Annotated in this window: 18 protein-coding genes and 1 tRNA gene; 11 read left to right on the forward strand and 8 right to left on the reverse strand. The window is 71.3% G+C overall.

All coding sequences use genetic code 11. From position 1 onward, the window contains the following. Nucleotides 1-47 precede the first annotated feature (47 nt). Nucleotides 48-1,079: a LacI family DNA-binding transcriptional regulator gene (locus R2B38_RS37720; protein WP_318020289.1), complete on the forward strand. Its 1,032-nt coding sequence runs from the start codon at nucleotides 48-50 to the stop codon at nucleotides 1,077-1,079. Between the two features lie 23 nt (nucleotides 1,080-1,102). On the opposite strand, the gene R2B38_RS37725 is transcribed toward R2B38_RS37720, so the two are convergent. After that, nucleotides 1,103-1,447 carry a cupin domain-containing protein gene (locus R2B38_RS37725; protein WP_318020290.1) on the reverse strand — a complete coding sequence of 115 codons (345 nt, stop codon included), beginning with the start codon at nucleotides 1,445-1,447 and terminating at the stop codon, nucleotides 1,103-1,105. A gap of 122 nt (nucleotides 1,448-1,569) precedes the next feature. On the opposite strand from R2B38_RS37725, the gene R2B38_RS37730 reads away from it, so the two are divergent. Then, complete coding sequence (locus tag R2B38_RS37730) at nucleotides 1,570-2,082, forward strand: hypothetical protein (protein WP_318020291.1); 513 nt, start codon at nucleotides 1,570-1,572, stop codon at nucleotides 2,080-2,082. Nucleotides 2,083-2,127: 45 nt separating this feature from the next. Here the strand turns inward: R2B38_RS37730 and R2B38_RS37735 are convergent, their stop codons facing one another. Then, on the reverse strand, nucleotides 2,128-4,080 hold the full coding sequence (locus R2B38_RS37735; protein WP_318020292.1) for a helix-turn-helix domain-containing protein: 1,953 nt from the start codon (nucleotides 4,078-4,080) through the stop codon (nucleotides 2,128-2,130). A gap of 222 nt (nucleotides 4,081-4,302) precedes the next feature. Here R2B38_RS37735 and R2B38_RS37740 point away from each other — a divergent pair, with 222 nt between their 5' ends. The 3 genes from R2B38_RS37740 to R2B38_RS37750 are packed head-to-tail and all read left to right on the forward strand — an operon-like array spanning nucleotide 4,303 to nucleotide 8,029. Continuing rightward, entirely contained in the window at nucleotides 4,303-6,048 is a 1,746-nt protein-coding gene (locus tag R2B38_RS37740) for an FAD-dependent monooxygenase (RefSeq protein WP_318020293.1), read from the forward strand. 56 nt (nucleotides 6,049-6,104) lie between these two features. Continuing rightward, nucleotides 6,105-6,962, forward strand: a complete 858-nt coding sequence (locus R2B38_RS37745) for an intradiol ring-cleavage dioxygenase (protein ID WP_318020294.1) — start codon at nucleotides 6,105-6,107, stop codon at nucleotides 6,960-6,962. Then, nucleotides 6,959-8,029 carry a maleylacetate reductase gene (locus R2B38_RS37750; RefSeq protein ID WP_318020295.1) on the forward strand — a complete coding sequence of 357 codons (1,071 nt, stop codon included), beginning with the start codon at nucleotides 6,959-6,961 and terminating at the stop codon, nucleotides 8,027-8,029. The genes R2B38_RS37745 and R2B38_RS37750 overlap by 4 nt, the downstream gene beginning before the upstream one ends. 56 nt (nucleotides 8,030-8,085) lie before the next feature. Here R2B38_RS37750 and R2B38_RS37755 read toward each other — a convergent pair whose 3' ends face one another. Beyond that, the gene (locus R2B38_RS37755) at nucleotides 8,086-8,664 is read right to left on the reverse strand and encodes a helix-turn-helix domain-containing protein (RefSeq protein WP_318020296.1); all 579 of its coding nucleotides are present in this window, start codon (nucleotides 8,662-8,664) and stop codon (nucleotides 8,086-8,088) included. Between the two features lie 148 nt (nucleotides 8,665-8,812). Here R2B38_RS37755 and R2B38_RS37760 point away from each other — a divergent pair, with 148 nt between their 5' ends. The 4 genes from R2B38_RS37760 (at nucleotide 8,813) to R2B38_RS37775 (ending at nucleotide 12,188) form a co-directional block, all read left to right on the forward strand. Beyond that, a complete protein-coding gene (locus R2B38_RS37760) occupies nucleotides 8,813-10,273 on the forward strand; it encodes an MFS transporter (RefSeq protein WP_318020297.1) in 1,461 nt (486 codons plus the stop codon). Between the two features lie 26 nt (nucleotides 10,274-10,299). Continuing rightward, complete coding sequence (locus R2B38_RS37765) at nucleotides 10,300-11,070, forward strand: NUDIX domain-containing protein (protein WP_318020298.1); 771 nt, start codon at nucleotides 10,300-10,302, stop codon at nucleotides 11,068-11,070. A gap of 69 nt (nucleotides 11,071-11,139) precedes the next feature. Beyond that, entirely contained in the window at nucleotides 11,140-12,054 is a 915-nt protein-coding gene (locus R2B38_RS37770; RefSeq protein WP_318020299.1) for a YceI family protein, read from the forward strand. A gap of 60 nt (nucleotides 12,055-12,114) precedes the next feature. Beyond that, nucleotides 12,115-12,188 (forward strand) — tRNA-Pro (locus R2B38_RS37775). A gap of 79 nt (nucleotides 12,189-12,267) precedes the next feature. Here R2B38_RS37775 and R2B38_RS37780 read toward each other — a convergent pair. The 3 genes from R2B38_RS37780 to R2B38_RS37790 all read right to left on the reverse strand — a co-directional run bounded on the left by R2B38_RS37780 (nucleotide 12,268) and on the right by R2B38_RS37790 (nucleotide 14,259). Then, complete coding sequence (locus R2B38_RS37780) at nucleotides 12,268-13,083, reverse strand: SAM-dependent methyltransferase (RefSeq protein WP_318020300.1); 816 nt, start codon at nucleotides 13,081-13,083, stop codon at nucleotides 12,268-12,270. A 62-nt stretch (nucleotides 13,084-13,145) separates the two neighbouring features. Further along, nucleotides 13,146-13,382 (reverse strand): DUF397 domain-containing protein, encoded by a 237-nt coding sequence (locus R2B38_RS37785; RefSeq protein WP_318020301.1) that lies wholly within the window; start codon nucleotides 13,380-13,382, stop codon nucleotides 13,146-13,148. A 1-nt stretch (nucleotide 13,383) separates the two neighbouring features. Next, a complete protein-coding gene (locus R2B38_RS37790) occupies nucleotides 13,384-14,259 on the reverse strand; it encodes a helix-turn-helix transcriptional regulator (protein ID WP_318020302.1) in 876 nt (291 codons plus the stop codon). Between the two features lie 327 nt (nucleotides 14,260-14,586). Between R2B38_RS37790 and R2B38_RS37795 the strand changes: the two genes are divergently transcribed. Next, the gene (locus R2B38_RS37795) at nucleotides 14,587-15,111 is read left to right on the forward strand and encodes an ATP-binding protein (protein WP_318020303.1); all 525 of its coding nucleotides are present in this window, start codon (nucleotides 14,587-14,589) and stop codon (nucleotides 15,109-15,111) included. 65 nt (nucleotides 15,112-15,176) lie between these two features. After that, a complete protein-coding gene (locus R2B38_RS37800) occupies nucleotides 15,177-15,671 on the forward strand; it encodes a hypothetical protein (RefSeq protein WP_318020304.1) in 495 nt (164 codons plus the stop codon). Nucleotides 15,672-15,755: 84 nt separating this feature from the next. On the opposite strand, the gene R2B38_RS37805 is transcribed toward R2B38_RS37800, so the two are convergent. Together R2B38_RS37805 and R2B38_RS37810 are read right to left on the reverse strand one after the other, a co-directional pair. Continuing rightward, nucleotides 15,756-16,667: an ROK family protein gene (locus R2B38_RS37805; protein ID WP_318020305.1), complete on the reverse strand. Its 912-nt coding sequence runs from the start codon at nucleotides 16,665-16,667 to the stop codon at nucleotides 15,756-15,758. Further along, nucleotides 16,664-18,361, reverse strand: coding sequence for a class I mannose-6-phosphate isomerase (locus tag R2B38_RS37810; RefSeq protein WP_318020306.1), 1,698 nt, complete (start codon nucleotides 18,359-18,361; stop codon nucleotides 16,664-16,666). The genes R2B38_RS37805 and R2B38_RS37810 overlap by 4 nt, the downstream gene beginning before the upstream one ends. Between the last annotated feature and the right edge of the window lie 8 nt (nucleotides 18,362-18,369).

The following is an 18,369-nucleotide window of genomic DNA, read 5'->3' on the forward strand; positions in this document are numbered from 1 at the left end:
CGAACAACCAGCAGCCAGCCATCAAAAACCCCTCAAGGAGACGACCGGTGGGCCACCCTTTCCCGATCCGTGAAATCGCACGTCAGGCGGGTCTCAGCGAGGCCACCGTGGACCGGGTCCTGAACGGCAGGGGCGGTGTGCGCGAGAGCACCGAGCGTGAGGTGCGCCAGGCCATCGCCGATCTCGACCGGCAGCGCACCCAGGTCAGGCTCGTCGGCCGTACGTTCATGATCGACATCGTGATGCAGACGCCGGAGCGCTTCTCCACCGCCGTACGGAACGCGCTGGAGGCCGAGCTGCCCGACCTGCACCCGGCCGTAGTGCGCTCACGTTTCCACTTCCGGGAGACCGCGCCGGTGAAGGAGCTGGTCGGGACGTTGGACCGGATCGTGCGGCGCGGCTCGCAGGGCGTCATCCTCAAGGCGCCGGACGTCCCCGAGATCACCGCGGCCGTCGGCAGGCTCGTCGCCGCCGGCATCCCGGTCGTCACCCTGGTCACCGACCTGCCCGCGAGCGCCCGCCTGGCCTACGTCGGCATAGACAACCGGGCGGCGGGCGCCACGGCCGCCTACCTCATGGGCCAGTGGCTCGGCGACCGCCCCGGCAACGTCCTCACCAGCCTGAGCAGCGGTTTCTTCCGCAACGAGGAAGAACGCGAGATGGGCTTCCGCAGCACCATGCGCGCCCGCTACCCGGAACGCGCCCTCGTCGAGATCACCGAGGGCCACGGCCTGGACGCCACCCAGTACGAACTCGTCCGGGCCGCTCTCAAGCGCGACCCGGACATCCGCGCGGTCTACTCCATCGGCGGCGGCAACATCGCGACCCTGCGCGCCTTCGCCGACCTCGGCCGCGAGTGCGCCGTGTTCGTCGCGCACGACCTCGACCACGACAACACCCGGCTGCTGCACGAGCAGCGGCTGTCCGCCGTCCTCCACCACGACCTGCGCCAGGACGTCCGCGAGGCCTGCCGCATCGTGATGCGCGCCCACGACGCCCTGCCGCCCGCGGGCCCGGCCCTGCCGTCCGCGATCCAGGTCGTCACGCCCTACAACTTGCCGGTGTCGACGCTGAGTTGAGCCCGTTCAGAGATTGAGCCCGTTCAGAGATTGATCGCGTACGCCTTGCGCAGCGTCTCGTGCACGGTCCACGTCGTACGGTCGCCCTCGCGCAGCACGGCCATGTCCCCGGCACCGACCGTCAGCGTCTCCCCGCCCTCGACCTCGATCGTGGCCGACCCGCTGATCACGACGAACAGCTCGTCCGCCTCCGTGTCGGTGACCACACCCGGCGTGATCTGCCAGATCCCGCGGACCTGCCTGCCGTCCGCGGACTCCCACACGACCTTCCCGGTGACCTCGGGCGTACCGGAGACGATCTGCGCCGGGTCGAGCGGCTCGGGTTCGAGCTCGGCGTCGGGGATGCGGACTACGAAACTGTGCGTCATGCCGCGACCCTAGCCGGGGTGGACCGGTCCAGGCGTGGACACTGTGTGGGGTATCGGCCCAGGTGGGGGGACACTTCGTCGCGGAGTGGCGGCCCGGGCGGGGCCGGGTGATCGTGGAGGGCATGGCGCAGACCACGGCGGCGGTCCCCGAGCGGCACCCGCACGAGACCCGGGAGAACATCCTCTTCGGTGGCGTCTACGGCTCCGTCCTCGCCTGCTCGATGGTCGCCGCGCTCACCCAGTACGGCCACACCGACAGGGCCAGCCGCCGCTACGACGCCCTGTGGCTGCTGGTGACCGCCGCGGCCTCGGCGCTCGCCCACGGGTACGCCCACTACATCGCCGAGCGCGCCCCGCACCGCCGCTGGGACGCCCTGCGCGCCCTGCGCGACGAGTGGCCCCTGGTCGCCGCCGCGCTGCCGACCGTGCTGCTGCTCGCCGGGGCGGGCTGGGGCTGGTGGCCCGCGAACGGCGTCGAGTACGCGGCGTTCGTCCTCAACATCGCTCTGCTGTTCTGCCTGGGGCTGGTCACGGCCCGCTGGTCGGCGCGGAGTTGGGTGGCGGCCGTGGCCATCGGGGCGGTGGACGCGCTGCTGGGGGTGGTGGTCGTCGTGGCCAACGCCCTGATCAAATAGGCGCGTTGGGCCTGCTCGCGCGACGGTACCCGCCCACGAAACGCCCTACGGCAGGTCCCGGTAGCCGCGGAGCTTGCGGTACAGCGTCGCCCGCCCGATCCCCAACGCGGCAGCCGCCCGCGCCTTGTTGCCGCCGTGCCGACGCAACGCGGCGAGGATCGCGGTGCGCTCGGCATGCTCCATGGGGCTGAGCCGCCGGGCCGCGGGGCCTTCCCGCACGGGATCGGGCAGCTCGGCCCGCCGCACGGGCCCGGTGACACGCCGGTGTTCCGCCAACGCCCTGACGACATGGGCGAGTTCGGTGACGTTGCCGGGCCAGGGATGCTCCTCCAGGGCGCGCAACGCGTCCAGGGTCCAGGTGAGCGGCGGCTGTCCCGGAGCCGGGCGGGGCGCGAGGACCGGCAGCAACTCGCGTACGTCCTCCGGGCGTTCCCGCAACGCGGGCACGGTCACCGACCGGGCCGCCAAGGTGTCCAGGAGGCGCTGGAAGCACGGGCCCGGGGGAGTTCCGGGCGTGTAGGTGACCAGCAGATAGACGTCGGGGTGTTCGTCGAGCAATGAGTTGAGCGCGGCGACGTCCGGCTGGGCGAGCCGTTCGGCGTGCCGCAGGAGCAGCGGGCGACCGTCGGCCAACTCGCTGTACTTCACGCCGAGTTCGGGCGACTCGGCGGCATCCGCGACCAACGGCACGGTCCCGCCGAGCAGTTCACGGGCCAGCGCGGTCTTGCCGCTCCCGCGCTCTCCGGTCAGCAGGAGCGGCTCGTGCACCCGGGCCAGCTCCACCGCCCGCGCGACCGCGTGCCGCCACGGCACCGAACCACCCGCGAGCGCCAGCGCCGGGCGCGGCACGAGACGCGGCACCGGAACTTCGGCGGCGCGCGCTTCCAGGACGGCGACGATCCCGAGGATGCGGCCCTCATGCCGTACGGGGGTGATCTCGGCGGTGCATCCGGCGTCGGCGGGGAGCGTCACACCGTAGGACTGCTCCGGGACCGGACGGCGTCCGGCGGGGTTGGACCGTTCCAGCGCAGAACCGCACCCAGTGTCGGCCTGCCGCTCCCGGCTCCGACCACCCTCGGCATCGTTGGACCGTTCCACCGCAGGACCGCCCCCAGCATCGTTGGACCGTTCCACCGCAGGACCGCCCCCGGCATCGTTGGACCGTTCCACCACCGAACCGCCCCCGCTGGCCTGAGGCATCCGCGAGTCCTGGGCCGGCCGTGCACCCGAGGCGCGCTCGCTCGTGCTGGACCGTTCCAGCGCGGCCAGTACCTGCGGTGTCGCGAGGCGGACCGCGGCCTCGCTGATGAGGCGGTTGCGGCCGTCGAGGGCGACGATCGCGCGGGCCGGGCCGTGGGTGGTTGCCCGGGTGTAGGCGTCGAGGAGCACCCGTTCGGCGGTGCGGGAGCGGGCGAGTAGTTCCGCTTCGACCGCCGTGGCCGTCGCCTCGGCGAGGGCGGCGCCCGGGTGCGGGCCGCAACCCGCGCACAGGGCCGACGCCACGGTCACCGTGCCCAGTACCTGCCCGGAATCCGGGGCGAGCAGCGGCACGCTGACGGCGGACACGTCCTGCCACACGTCGAGGAAGTGCTCGGGGCCGTGCACCTCGGCCCGGCGGCGGGTGCGCAGGGCGAGGGCCGCGCTGTTGTGGCCCACCTCCCGCTCGGACAGGTCGCGGCAGCGGTCGTCACCCGGCACCTCGCCCGTGGTCCACAGCACCCGCAGCCGCTCGTCGGTGAGGAGCATCGCCGAGTGCCCGAGCGCCGGCGCGATGCGGTCCAGCGCGGGTCGCGCCGCCTCCAACAGGGCGGAATCGGCGGGCAGTTCGGGTTCGTGGACCGGTCCATCGAGGTCGTGCCGTACACCGAAGAAGCGGGCCCGGCGCCAGGCCGCGAGGACCTCGTCCGGGACGTCGTCGGGCAGCGGGCGGCCGCTCAGGAACCGCTCGCGTGCCCGGCGGAGCGGGGCGAGGGCGGGGGAGTGATCCAGGGTGGTCATGACGCCTCTCACCGTATCGGGCCCGTGGCGGCGGCCGCCGAGGGGCTGTAACTGTCTCGTAATGAGACACCCGCGCAGGTCCGGCCCGCACCATGATCGTGAAGAGTCGGTGCCTTTCTCACCTCTGCCTCAACCTGCCTCACCCTGTCCCGACCTGCCTCCCCCTGTCTCAACCCGCACCACCTCCGTCGCACCCCTGCCTCACCCCTGGAGCGTCCCGCCGTGCACGTTGTCGAGACCGACGTACTGATCGTGGGCAGCGGCCCGGCCGGGGCCTGTGCCGCGCTGGCGCTGAGCACCTACGGCGTGCCGCACATCGTCGTCACGCGCTACTCGCGCCTCACCAGGACGCCCCGCGCGCACATCACCAACCAGCGCACGATGGAGATCCTGCGCGACCTCGGCGTCGAGGACGAGGTGCTGGCCAAGGCGACACCGCAGCACCTGATGGGCAACACCACGTTCTGCACCAGCCTGGCCGGCGAGGAGCTGGGCCGGATCCGTTCCTGGGGCAACGAGCCGCTCGTGCAGGCCGCCCACGACCTCGCCAGCCCGACCCGCATGTGCGACATGCCGCAGCACCTGATGGAGCCGGTGCTCATCGACGCGGCGCTCGCGCGCGGCTCCAACGTCCGCTTCAGCACGGTCTACAAGTCCTTCGAGCAGGACGAGGACGGCGTCACCGTCACGGTCGAGGACCGGCTGCGCGGCGACGAGTACCAGATCCGCGCCAAGTACCTCATCGGCGCCGACGGCGGCCGCTCGCAGGTCGCCGAGGACGCCGGGCTGCCGATGGGCGGCCAGATGGGCGTCGCGGGCAGCATCAACATCGTCTTCGACGCGGACCTGTCGAAATACACCGCGCACCGGCCCTCCACCCTCTACTGGGTGCTCGCCCCCGGCGCCACCGTCGGCGGCATCGGCGCGGGCCTGGTGCGCTGCGTCAAGCCCTGGAACGAGTGGCTGATCGTGTGGGGGTACGACGTGAGCGCCGGCGCCCCCGACCTCACCGAGGAGTACGCGCTGTCCGTCGTACGGCAGTTGGTCGGTGACGACGACATCCCGGTGACCATCAGGTCGTCCTCCGCGTGGACGGTCAACGAGATGTACGCCGAGACCTACGCCAACGGCCGTGTCCTGTGCGCCGGTGACGCCGTACACCGCCACCCGCCGTCGAACGGGCTCGGCTCCAACACGTCGATCCAGGACGCCTACAACCTGGCGTGGAAGCTCAAGCTGGTCCTCGACGGCACCGCCACACCGAAACTCCTCGACTCCTACGACGCCGAACGCGCGCCCGTCGGCAAGCAGATCGTCACCCGGGCCAACAAGTCCATCGGCGAGACCGCCCCCATCTTCGAGGCGCTGGACGGTCTTTCCCCGCAGACGCCCGAGCAGTTGTGGGCCAACATCGAGGCACGCAAGGACGCCACCGCGGCCGCCGCCAAGCAGCGGGCCGCGCTGCGCGAGGCGATCGCCTTCAAGGTGTACGAGTTCAACGCGCACGGCGTCGACCTCAACCAGCGCTATTCCGCGGAGAGTTCGACCGCGGTCGTCCCCGACGGCACGCCCGACCCCGGCTTCGAACGCGACCGCGAACTGTTCCACCAGCCCAGCTCACGCCCCGGCGCGAAACTCCCGCACGCCTGGATCACCTCCGGCACCCGCACCGTCTCGACCCTCGACACGGTGGGCAAGGGCCGCTTCACCCTCGTCACCGGCATCGGCGGCGAGGCCTGGGTGCGCGCGGCCGAGGCACACCCCCTGGACATCGCCACCGTCGTCATCGGCCCCGGCCAGGAGTACGACGACCCGTACGGCGACTGGGCCCGCCTGAGCGAGGTGTCCGACGGTGGCGCGCTCCTCGTCCGCCCCGACGGCTATGTCGCTTTCCGCCACGCCGACGCGGCCGAGAACGCGGGACAGTTGCTCACGGACGCGTTGCGACGCATCCTCGGGCACGGCTGACATTTCACATGGGGCCAGTTCACACAGGGGCAGTTCGCACAGGGTAGGGAGCCGCAATGACCACTGACGTCACCGTCACGGACGAGGCCGTCGCCAGTCTGGAGGGGACGGCCGATCCCCGCCTGCGTGAACTGCTGACCGGTCTGATCCGGCACCTCCACGCGTTCGCGCGGGAGACCCGCCTGACCCAGGCGGAGTGGGAGCGGGCGATCGGCTTCCTGACGGAGACCGGGAAGATGTGCACGGACACCCGGCAGGAGTTCATCCTCCTGTCGGACGTGCTCGGCCTGTCGATGCTGGTGGAGACCATCAACGGCGACCACGCGGCCGGTTCCACCGAGTCGACGGTGCTGGGCCCCTTCCACATGACCGAGTCCCCGGTCCGCGAACTCGGCGCGAACATCGACCTGTTGGGCGGCGGCGAGCCCTGCGTGGTCAGCGGCCGGATCGTCTCCGGCGACGGCACCCCGCTCCCCGGCGCGCTCCTCGACGTGTGGCAGGCCGACGGCAACGGCTTCTACGACGTGCAGCAGCCGGACGTCCAACCCCCGGGCAACGGACGGGGGTTGTTCACCGCGGACGCCGAGGGCCGCTTCTGGTTCCGCACCTGCGTACCGAGCCCGTACCCCATCCCCACGGACGGCCCGGTCGGCGAACTCCTCAAAGCGACGGGCCGTCACCCCTACCGCCCCGCCCACATCCACTTCATCGCCTCGGCCGAGGGCCACACCCCGGTCACCACCCACATCTTCGTTGCGGGCAGCGACTACCTGGACTCCGACGCCGTCTTCGCCGTCAAACAGAGCCTCGTCGAGGACTTCACCCCGACCGACGACCCGTCCCTGGCACGGGAGTTCGGCATCGAGAACCCCTTCCGTCACGCCCGCTTCGACCTCGTCCTGGACCGAGCATGAAGAACTTCCTGGACTTCGCCTACGACGCCCAGCCCATGCGCGTCGTCTTCCGCCCCGGCGCCGCGCTGACCGCGACCGCCGGTGAGGCCGAACGGCTCGGTCTGCGACGGGTGTTGGTGCTCTCGGGCGCCAGGGGCGCCGAGACCGCGCGGGCGGTCGCCGACTCGCTGGGGGAGGTGTGCGTCGGGGTGCACGCGGAGGCGAAGATGCACGTCCCGGTCGAAGTCGCCGACCGCGCGGTCGAGTTGGCCCGCACGCTGGGCGCCGACGGCTGCGTCGCGGTCGGCGGCGGCTCGGCGGTCGGCCTCGGCAAGGCGATCGCCCTGCGCACCGGCCTCCCGCTGATCGCCGTGCCCTCCACCTACGCCGGTTCCGAGATGACCCCGGTCTGGGGCCTCACCGAGAACGGCGCCAAACGCACCGGCCGCGACCCCGCCGTCCTGCCCCGCAGCGTCGTCTACGACCCCGAACTCACCCTGGAACTCCCCGTCCCGCTCACGGTGACCAGCGGCATCAACGCGATCGCGCACGCCGTGGAGGCCCTGTACGCCCCGGACACCTCGCCCCTGATCGGCCTCATGGCGGAGGAGGGCGTAGCGGCGCTTTCGAGCGCGCTGCCCCAACTGGCCGCCGAACCAAGGTTGTTGGCGGCCCGGGGCGGTGCCTTGTACGGGGCGTGGCTGTGCGGCTCCTGCCTCGGCGCCACGACCATGGGCCTGCACCACAAGCTGTGCCACGTCCTCGGCGGCACCTTCGGTCTGCCGCACGCCGAGACGCACACCGTGGTGCTGCCGTACGCGCTGGCGTACAACGCGCCCGCCGCACCGGAAGCCGCCGCCACCGTGGCCCGCGCGCTGGACGCCGAGGATGCCCCGCGCGCCCTGTGGGACCTGGCGCGCCGGCTCGACGCGCCGCGCTCGCTCGCCGAACTCGGCCTGAGGGAGGGCGACTTGGCGACGGCTGCCGCGCAGGCGGTGAGCCAGGCGTACGCCAACCCCCGGCCGGTCACCGAGGACGGGGTGCTCGCGCTGCTGCGCGCGGCGTACGAGGGAACTCCTCCCGCGTAAACGGCCGTTGAGTGGTCTGCGCGGTCAGCGGTCCGCGCGGTCAGTGGTTCGTGGGGTCAGTGGTTCGTGCGGACGCCGTCCAGTGCGATCGCCAGGACGCGGTCGCGCTGGGCGTCGTCCACGAACTTCGTCCCGGTGACCCCGGCCACCAGGCGCAGCAGATCACCGAAATCCATGTCCGTGCGGGCCGTGCCCGCCTTCTGCGCGCGCTCGAACAGCGGACCGCCCGCCGAGAACATCGACTCGCGGCAGGTCCCGAAGATCTCCGAGTCGTTGTCCAGCGCCTCGCGCACCGCCTGCTTGGTCACCATGTAGCCCGCGAAACGGTTCAGCCACGAGGCCAGCGCCTCCCACGGCTCCTGGTCGGCGACGGCCAGGGCGACCTGGCACAGCGCGTTCACCTCGTCCGCGTAGACGCTCTCGAAGAGGGCCCGGCGGGTCGGGAAATTGCGGTACAGCGTGCCGATGCCGACGCCCGCGCGGCGCGCGATGTCCTCCAGCGAGGCCTCCGAGCCGTGCTCCGCGAAGGCCTCGCGGGCGGCGGTCAGCAGGGCGTCGTAGTTGCGGGCGGCGTCCTTGCGGTGGGGTCTCTGGGCCGCGACGATCTCGCTGACGGGGAACGGCTGGGCCGTCACGGGTGCCTCCCTTGGGTGGGGCCCGGTTGAACCGGAGGTGTGCCTCCGTTATGGTGGAGGGGTACCTCCACTTTAGCAGTGTGGGCGCGTTCCGCCGTTGAGCAATGCGCGGGCGCACCCCCGTTCGCTTGTTCCGGAGAGGCTCTCGATGCCCCGCAAGTCCTCCCGCCTCACCTTCGCGGTCCTCGCGACCGGTGCGGGCGTGTTCTCCATGCTGCAGTCGCTGATCGCGCCGGCCCTGCCGACCGTCCAGCACGCGCTCCACACCTCCCAGTCCACCGCGACCTGGGTGATGACGGCCTACCTGCTGTCCGCCTCGGTCTTCACCCCGATACTCGGCCGCGTCGGCGACCTGGTCGGCAAGAAGCGCACCCTCGTCGCCGTCCTCCTGGCCGTCCTCGCGGGCTGTCTGGTCGCCGCGCTCGCGCCCAACATCGGCGTGCTGATCATCGCCCGGGTCGTCCAGGGCGTCGGCGGCGCGCTGTTCCCGCTGTCCTTCGGCATCATCCGCGACGAGTTCGACGCGTCCCGAGTCCCGGGCAGCATCAGCAACCTGTCCGCCGTGATCGCCGCGGGCGGTGGCGTCGGCATGGTGGCCGCAGGGCCCATCGTGACCGCGCTCGACTACCGCTGGCTGTTCTGGTTCCCCGTCGGCATAGTCGCCGTCACCACCCTCATCGCCGTGCGCTACGTCCCCGAGTCGCCCAACCGCGCCCAGGGGCACGTCAATTGGCTCGGCGCCGTGCTCCTCTCCAGCTGGCTGGTCGCCCTGCTGCTGCCGCTGAGCCAGGCAGGCATCTGGGGCTGGGGCTCCGTGCGGGTCGTCGGCCTGTTCGCCGCGGCCGTCGTCCTCTTCGCGGCCTGGCTGTTGTCCGAGGCCCGCTCCAGCAGCCCGCTCATCGACCTCAAGGTGATGCGCCTGCCGTCCGTGTGGACCACCAACACCGCCGCGCTGCTGTTCGGCGCCGGCATGTACGCGATCTGGTCCTTCCTGCCCGGCTTCGTCCAGACCCCGTCGTCCGCGGGTTACGGCTTCGGCGCCAGCGTGACCGCGTCCGGACTCCTCATGCTCCCGATGCTGATCGCGATGTTCGTCTCGGGCGTGCTCAGCGGCCGCCTGGAACCGATCGTCGGCGCCAAGGCCCTGCTCACCACCGGTGCCGCGCTCGGCGCGGTCGCCTGCACGATCCTCGCCCTCTGGCACGACCAGCAGTGGCAGATCGCCCTGGTGGCAGGCATCTTCGGCCTCGGCATCGGACTCGCCTTCGCCTCCATGGCCAACCTCATCGTCGGCAGCGTCCCGCCCGAGCAGACCGGCGCCGCCACCGGCATGAACGCCAACATCCGCACCATCGGCGGCTCCATCGGCGCCGCGGTGACCAGCGTCCTGGTCACCGGCCGCCTCCAGCCCTCGGGCCTGCCCTACGACTCCGGGTACACCCACGGGTTCACGCTGCTGGCGGTGCTGCTCCTCGGCGCCGCGCTGGCCGCGCTCCTGGTGCCGCGACGGTCCGGCCGTAGCGGAGGAAAGACGGTCGGGGGCTCCGAGTCGGCGCTCCTGAAGGCGGAGGAGGAGGCGTCGGTGATGGCTCCCGGAGCCCTCAACTGACCTGTCCCGTATGCCAGCATGACGTGATGATCGAACAGAACGCGCGGGGTTTTGGCGGGGAACTCCTGGATGTGCGTCGGCTCCGGCTCGTCGAGACCGCCGCTCCTCGGCTCACGCCCGAGGAGCGGCTGGCCATGGACCGGGTGTGGGACGACTTGGTGCGGGTCAACCCGAGTTTCTTCGACGGGCCGGTCCTGGTGTGCGCGGGCGCGGAACGGGAGGGACCGGACGACCTGACCGTCTCCTGGGTCAGGACGACGTTCCGGCACTTCGCCCTCCGCCGCGTCCCCGGCTGCACCTCGTGGCTCCCGTCCTTCTTCGTCGCCGTCCTCCAACCGGCGGACGACGGGCGTCTGTTGGTCGGCCGCATGTCGAACTCGACGGCAGCACCCGGGCGTTGGCAGTTGCCGGGCGGCTCGCTCGAACCCCCCGAAGGCGACGAGCCGCTCGACATGAGGGCCCTGAACCGGCATGCCGCACGGGAGTTGGTCGAGGAGACCGGCATCGACACCCGGCCCGACGATCTCGCCTTCTGGAACGTCACCCGCGCCGGCAACGGCAGTATCGGCGTCCTGTTCCGCGCGCCGTCGCTCCCGGCGGCGCGGCTGCGTGAGCGGTACGAGGCCATGGCGGCGGCGGAGAAGGCGCAGGGGCGCGAGCCGGAACTGGACCGCGTCGCCCTGATCCACTCGACGGCCCAACTCCCGCTCCTGGTCGGCCCGCACGCGGACTACCTGGAGCCGATCGTCGCCCGCTACGAGGAGTCGGGAGGCGGCGGAGCGGGTGTCTCGATTTGAGACACCCGCGGCGGCGCCGAAGCCTTCATGATCGGCAGCGTACGACTGCTGTGAAGAAAGGTGATCACCATGGCCCTCGCACTGCTCCGGCGCTGGCTGCCCCAAGGCGCCTCCGCCACGGCGGCGGGCCTCTCGCTCCCCCTCCCGCCCGGCGCGGGCGGCCTCGGCCGGGAGATCGTCGACCCGATGGGCGTGCCCATGGCCTCCGCCGACGTGACGGTGACGGCTCTCGACTCGCACCGTGTCACGGCCTCCGGTACGACCGACCCGTACGGCTTCTTCCTCGCGGCGCTGCCGCCCGGCCGCTACAGCCTCCTCGTCTCCGCCCAGGGGCTCCAGCCGCACCAGGAGACGGTCGAGATCGTCGCCGGGCTCGCCGAGCCCACGGAACGGGTGTGGCTCCAGCCCGGCCGCGCACAGGAACTCCCGCCGCCCGGCACCTGGCTCTTCGACCCGCCGCACACCGCGATCCGGTTCATCGCCAAGCATGTCGGCATGGCCCATGTGCACGGCCGGTTCGAGCGGTTCCAGGGCGGTATCCAGGTCGCCCAGGAGATGACCGACTCCCGGGTCCACGTCCGTATCGACGCGTCCAGCATCACCACCGGCAACACCACGCGCGACAACCACCTGCGCTCCGGCGACTTCCTCGACGTGGAGCGCTACCCGTACATCGACTTCGCCAGCACCCGGTTCGCCTACCGGGGCGGCAGCAAGTGGACGCTCCAGGGCTCGCTGACGATGCACGGCGTGAGCCGCTCGGTGAACCTGGACACCACGTATCTGGGCACGGTCAACGGCGGCTACGCCGAGGAACTCCGCTGCGCGGCCCTGGCCACGGCCGAATTGCATCGCGAGGACTACACGTTGAACTGGCGAAGCATGCTGGCCCGGGGCATCGCCGTCGTGGGACCCACCGTCCAGCTGGAGTTGGACATCCAGGCGATGTACCGGACCCACGACACCCCGACGCCGCCGAAGTGACCCGCCGTATGCGGTAGGGTTTACCTGCGCGTTCATCCGGACTGACGGGTGTGGCGCGAGCGGGACGTGGCGCAGCTTGGTAGCGCACTTGACTGGGGGTCAAGGGGTCGCAGGTTCAAATCCTGTCGTCCCGACTCGACAGAGTCGTGGATGAGGGGCGGTTCCGGAGAGATCCGGAACCGCCCCTCGATCATTTCCGGGGACCGGCTGGGGTCACGGCTTGCGCGCGACCGCCCCGTACATCGCGATGTCCTCGTCGCGGATGTTCTGCTCGCCCGTGCCGTCCGGGTGCCACTTGTGGACCTGGACGATGCCGGGTTCGACCAGCTCAAGACCCTCGAAGAACTCGTGGGCCTCGTCGATGGTGCGCAGCCGCATCGGCATGTCGCGGGCCGCGTACTCGCGGGCGACGCGGCCCACCTCCTGCGGCGCGAACTCGGCGGTGCCGATCGACATCGCGAGGTAACTGCCCGAGGGGAGAGGCTCCAGCAGGCGCCGTACGACGCCCACCGCGTCGTCCGCGTCGAGCATGAAGTGCACGATGGCGATCACCGTCAGCGCCACCGGCCGGGACAGGTCCAGGGTCTCGCGCAGCTCCGGCGCGTCGAGGATCGTGGACGGGTCCCGGAAGTCGGCCTCGATGTACGACGTCCTGCCCTCGGCCGTGCTGGAGAGCAGACCCTGGGAGAGGGTGAGGACGATGGGGTCGTTGTCGACGTAGACCACCCGTGACTCGGGAGCCACCTGCTGGGCGATCTCGTGCAGGTTCGGGGAGGTGGGGATGCCGGTGCCGACGTCCAGGAACTGGCGTACGCCCGCTTCCTCGGCGAGCCAGCGCACGGCCCGGTTCATCCAGTCGCGGTTGGCGACCATGTGGATCGGGAGCGCGGGCCACTCCCGGGACATGGCGTCGCCCGCCTCCTTGTCGGCGGGGTAGTAGTCCTTCCCGCCCATGATGTAGTCGTAGATCCGCGCGGAGTGCGCGTGCTCGGTGTCGATGCGGTCGGCCGGCCATCCGTTGTCGGGCAACGCCGTGTCTCCCATGCGAGTCGTGGAGTTTCGGGATCAACGCTCAGTAAAACAAGGGCAGTTCAGAGGAGGAAGTCGGCGTCCCCCGCCTTCACGCCCGCCACGAAACTCGTCATCTCGCGGGGCGTGAAAACCAGCGCCGGGCCGTCGGGGTCGGTCGACTGGCGTACGGCGACGCTTCCGTCGGCGAGCTTCTTCACTTCCACGCAGGCGCCCCCGGCGTCGTCGCTCCACGGCTTGGTCCAGCCGCGTGCGCCGAGGTTCCGGGACGGTATGCCGTTGCGTATGGGGTGGTGCACGTCAGAGCTCCTTGCGAATCGCACCGAGGAGGGCCTCGGTCTTGCGGGCGGGCGCAGCCTGGGCACCCAGCCGGTCCAGGGCCTCGCGGTACACCACGACGTCGTCGCCCTTGTCCAGGTAGACAGCGCCCACCAGGCCGTTGAGATAGACGACGTCGGGCAGTTCGGCCGCCCGGAACCGGAAGAGGTGGAACGCCCCGGCACGCATGGCCGGGTGCGGGCCGTTGGCGAACGGCATGATCTGCAACGTCACGTTGGGCAGCCGGTTGACCTCGATCAGGTGGTCGACCTGGGCGCGCATCACCGGGGCACCCCCGACCGGCCACCTCAGTACCGTCTCGTCCATGACGACCCACACCCGCGGCGGTGCCTCGCGGGTCAGCAGTTCCTGGCGGCGCATACGGAGGGCGACCCGGCGCTCCGTGGCCTCGGTGGGGGCGTGCGGGTTGCCCGCGCCCAGCAGGGCCCGTGCGTACTCCTCGGTCTGCAGCAGCCCGTGGACGAACTCGTTCTCGTAGGCGCGTACCTGCAGCGCCGCCTGCTCCAGGCTCAGATACGCGGCGAACCAGTCCGGCATGACGTCGCGGTACGTGTGCCACCAGCCGCGCTTGCTGGCCTCGCGGACAGACTTCAGGAAGGTGTCGATCTCCTGACGGTCCGTCACCCCATAGACCTGCAGCAGCTTTTCCGCGTCCGCCAGGCGCAGCCGGGCCACCTTGGCGGCCTCCATCCGGCGGATCGTGGAGTGGCTGACACCGATGGCCTCGCCCGCCTGCTCGTACGTGAGTCCCGCCCGGGTCCGCAGTTCCTCCAGCTGGCGGCCGAGGATCATGCGCAGGACGGAGGGGACTCCGCCCCAGTCGGTCTCCGCGGTCACGGTCTACCTCCCTTGCGCCTCCAGCTCCGGGCGGCAGTCTGGCAGGGATTCGCTCTTCACAGACTCTTTCGATCACTTCCTGGCGGAAGCAGCATGCACTTCGCGACGTGCAATTTTCAACTTGCCGGTTGCGATGCGTTGTTGGCAGGTGTCACAGTAAGCACGTCGTCACAGCTCGTCGAAGAGCGAGACGGCGCAGCCCAGTTGGGGGAAAAGGGTTGCGACCTGCGTCGGCCCGGCCGGGTCGCCATCCGCGCCTCGTGCGCGGCCGGCCGGCGCGACACCGGCACCGCCCAGGGTGCGAAGGCACACGAAAGGCGTACGGCGATGGTTCCGCCCTCTTTCCCCCAGCCGTTGGACCGACCTCCCGGAGGCGGGCGTCCTGGCCGACTCCCTGGGCCGCAAGGCCCCGGCCGGCTCGTCTCCGGGAACCAACTCTCTTGCCCCAGCCATCTGTTCGGCCTGCCGGCGACCCCGGCGTCGGTCGGCCTGGCCCGCAGAACCGTCGATGAACTGCTCATCGCGTGGGGCGTCCGCGAAGTCGTCCGCGACAACGCTGTCGTCGTGACCTCCGAACTCGTCACCAACGCGCTCGCCCACTCCGCGAGCGACTGGATCGTCTGTGAGGTGCGGATCACGGACGGAGTCCTCCGGATCGAGGTCGAGGACCAGAATCGCGGTCCCACGCTCCCGGTACCCGGTCGGCCCGGCCCCGACGACCAGGGCGGGCGCGGTCTCCTGCTCGTCACAGAGCTCAGCAGCGACTGGGGAACGGCGGACGTCCCGCACCGGTCCGGGCGGATCGTCTGGGCCGAACTGGCCACGGACGCCGACGAACCCGCCCCGCCCTGACGCCCGCCTGGCCGGCACCGGCTCCCCGCCCGGCCCATCCCCCACTCGGCCGAAGGGTCCCCCCCATGTACCGATCGCGCAGCCGCGACCCCATCCCGTCCTCCTCCGAGCCGTCGGCCGGCGGCTTCACTCCGTCCCCGAATCCCGCCGAGCCGTCGACGCACGACCGCATCCGGTCCGGACGTCTGGTGATCCCCGCGCGGTTACGCGCGAGCCTCGGATACGACGCCGTGGGCATGCCCCGGGAACACGGGGAACGCGTCCTGGACCATCTGCAGCGTGTCGGCTGCGTCTTCGCCGACGCGCTGCGCTGGTGGTGGATCGTGCCGGCCGGTTCGCACATCGGCGTCATCTGGCCGCCGTCCATCAGCTACGCGATCGGCGCCCAGGTGGCCGACCCCTCCTGGACGAGCACCCGCCCGAAACCGGGCCTGGAACATCCCCGCCTGATCCATTCCCCCGAGACCGGGCAGCCCTACACGCCGCCGATTCCCCTGTACTTCCTCACCTGCCGCGTCACCGGCAGCACTCCGCTCTGGTCGCTGGACACGTCGAACTGACCAGCCGCATCCGGCAGTTCGCGGCGATACGGCGAGGGGGCTGGAGACTTCCACGGACACCACACGGCGACCGTTGGACGCGCGTCACGGACGTGCCCCACGGGGAACGGCCGGGCACCCGGCGGAGATCGCGGCCGCGCGGGCCGCGCCCACCAGCGCGGCGTCCCCCACGGAGCCGGCGTGTTTCATCGCGCGCATACGCGGGTCGTCCGGCGGCCAGCCCCCGGTCGCGAGACCGGTGGACAGCGCGGGGGCGAGGAGGTCCCAGGAACGGGCCATGGAGCCTCCGACGACCAGGGCTGTCGCGCCGAACTCCGCCAGGCGCGGGCCCAGTTCGACGCCCAGCGCGGTGAAGACGTCGTCCAGCGACCGCCGGGCCCGCTCTTCCCCCGCTCTGGCTCGTCCGGCGATGTCGTGGACATCGGCGGCGGGGTCGCCGTAGCGGGCGAGGATCGCACGGCGGGAGACGGTGTCCTCCAGTGGGCGGCCGGCGATCTCGGTGAGGTCCATCCGGCCCTCGGGCGGTACGCCGGGACCGTGGTCGAGGACGCGGCCGTCGGCGAGGAACGCCGAGCCGACACCGGTGCCGAGCGTGATGCCCACGGCGCGGCGGTGTCCGTGGACGGTACCCGTGGACCACTCGCCGGTCAGAAAGGCGTGGGCGTCGTTGAGGAACACGACGTCGCCGGGACGCTGCCGCAGTCCGTGCAGGAGCGCCGCCCGCACGTCCATCCCGTACAGGGCCTCGAACTTTCCCACCCCCTGGAAGAGGGCGATCCCTCGTGCGTAGTCGAACGGCCCGGGCACCGCCACGCCCCACCGCGCACCAGGAGGCACCGGCAGTCCGTCGGCGCAGCGGCGGACGGTGCCGAGGATGGACCCGGCGTCGCCGTCCGCGTCGAGCGGCCTGCGCGTACGGCTGGTGACCCGCCCGTCCAGCGGGTCGACGAGCGCCGCGGTGACATGGGTGCCGCCGATCTCCAGGACAGGGATCAACGGACCAGCGCCTTCACGACACGCACCGGGCCGCCACCGGCCGCCGCTCGCAGGGTGTACGCGCCTACCGCGGCCGGCACGGTCAGCGTCTCCGCGTAGGCCAGTTCGTGCCGGTCTCCGGCCGCCGTGTGCACGGTGACGCCTTCGCCCTCCACCACGTTCAGGATGTGGAACCGGCCCTGTGTGTCGTCCTCCGCCTCGGCCCCGGCGTCCAGCACGAACCTCCTGACCTCGTAGAACATCTCGGGCAGCGCGCCGATGACCTCCTCACGCCAGCCGGCGCCCTCGCGCAGGGTGCGTGGTTGCTGGACCAGGTCACGGGCTACGGCCTCCCCGCGTCGTCCGGTCTCCAGGTTGGCGAACCCGTGCTCGTAGGGGAGGGGGCGCGGGTTGCCGTCGGCGCCGGGGCGCAGCCAGTCGTAGAACCTCAGGCTGTACAGATAGGGGGTGGCGCTGATCTCCAGTACGAGGTTGCCCGCGCCGCTCGCGTGCGGGGTGCCCGCCGGGATCATGAACAACTGGCCCTGTTCTGCGGGGAAGGACAGGACGTGGTCCTCGGGGTCCATGGGGACTCCGTCGGTGATCGCCCGCTCCACCTCCTTGCGGAAGGCGTCCACGTCGGCGTCCTCGCGCAGGCCGAGGAAGACCTTGGTGCCGGGGCTGCCGAGGGTGAGGTAGTACGTCTCGTGCTGGGTGTAGTCCCAGCCGAAACGCTCGCGCATGTACGGCTCCTTGGGGTGGCAGTGCACGGAGAGGCTGCCGCCGCCGACGGTGTCCAGGTAGTCGAAGCGGATCGGGAAGGATGTGCCGAAGCGGGCGTGCGCCTGCGCCCCCAGCACGCTCAACGGCTCCAGCACGCACAGGAGTTGGAACGGCACCTCGACCTGAGCCTCCGGTCCGGTGCCGATGAGGATGCCGGCCTCGGGTGCGATCAGTTCGTAACCGAGCGCCGTATTGCGGGAGTCGGGGTTGAAGCCGAGCTCGCGCTGGGCCCAATGGCCGCCCCAGGGCGTCGAGTTGAAGTACGGGCGGGTGCGGACGGGCTTGTGGGAGAGGGTGGTGTACGTGGCGCGCAGGCCCGCTCCGTCGATCCATGCCGGGTGTTCGGGGTGCTGCGTGTCGAGCCAGGCGTCGAGGCGGGGTGCGAGTGCGTCGCGGTGGCGGTCGAGCATCGGCCAGTCGATGTAGAAGAGCCGTCTGAAGTCGGGCTTCTCGTCCGGCAGTCCGAGGTTGGCGCCCACCTCGCCCGCGCCGACGGCGGCCTCCGCGTAGCGCTTGGGGACATCGGCGTACCAAAGCAGGTCGTGGTCCACGAGGGCGGCGCCGGGACCGTGGACGAGGAGCAGTCCTGACTGTGGTGGTGCGGGTACCGGGAGGGTCTCGAAGAGGTCGTCGAGGGAGTTGTCGGCGAGTTTGCGGAAGTAGGGGTCGTCGGCGTCCGCAGCTCGTTCGGTACGGCTTCTGACGAGCGCCGGCGGTGCGTAGTGGTTCCGGATGTCGAGCAGGGTGACGGCGATGCCGCGTGCGGTCAGCTCGTGTGCGAGGCGATCGGCGAGGAGGGGCCAGTCGACGGACGGGGGTCCGTCGAGGGCCAACACTGCTGGGCCGTCCGGGAGTTGGGCGGCCGCTGCCTGCCAGCCCGTGTGGAGGGTGGCCTGCGGGGCGGGGGCGTAGCGCGGATCGAGCCGGTACACGGGGTTTC

The sequence above is a fragment of the Streptomyces sp. N50 genome, from assembly GCF_033335955.1.
Lineage (GTDB): Bacteria > Actinomycetota > Actinomycetes > Streptomycetales > Streptomycetaceae > Streptomyces.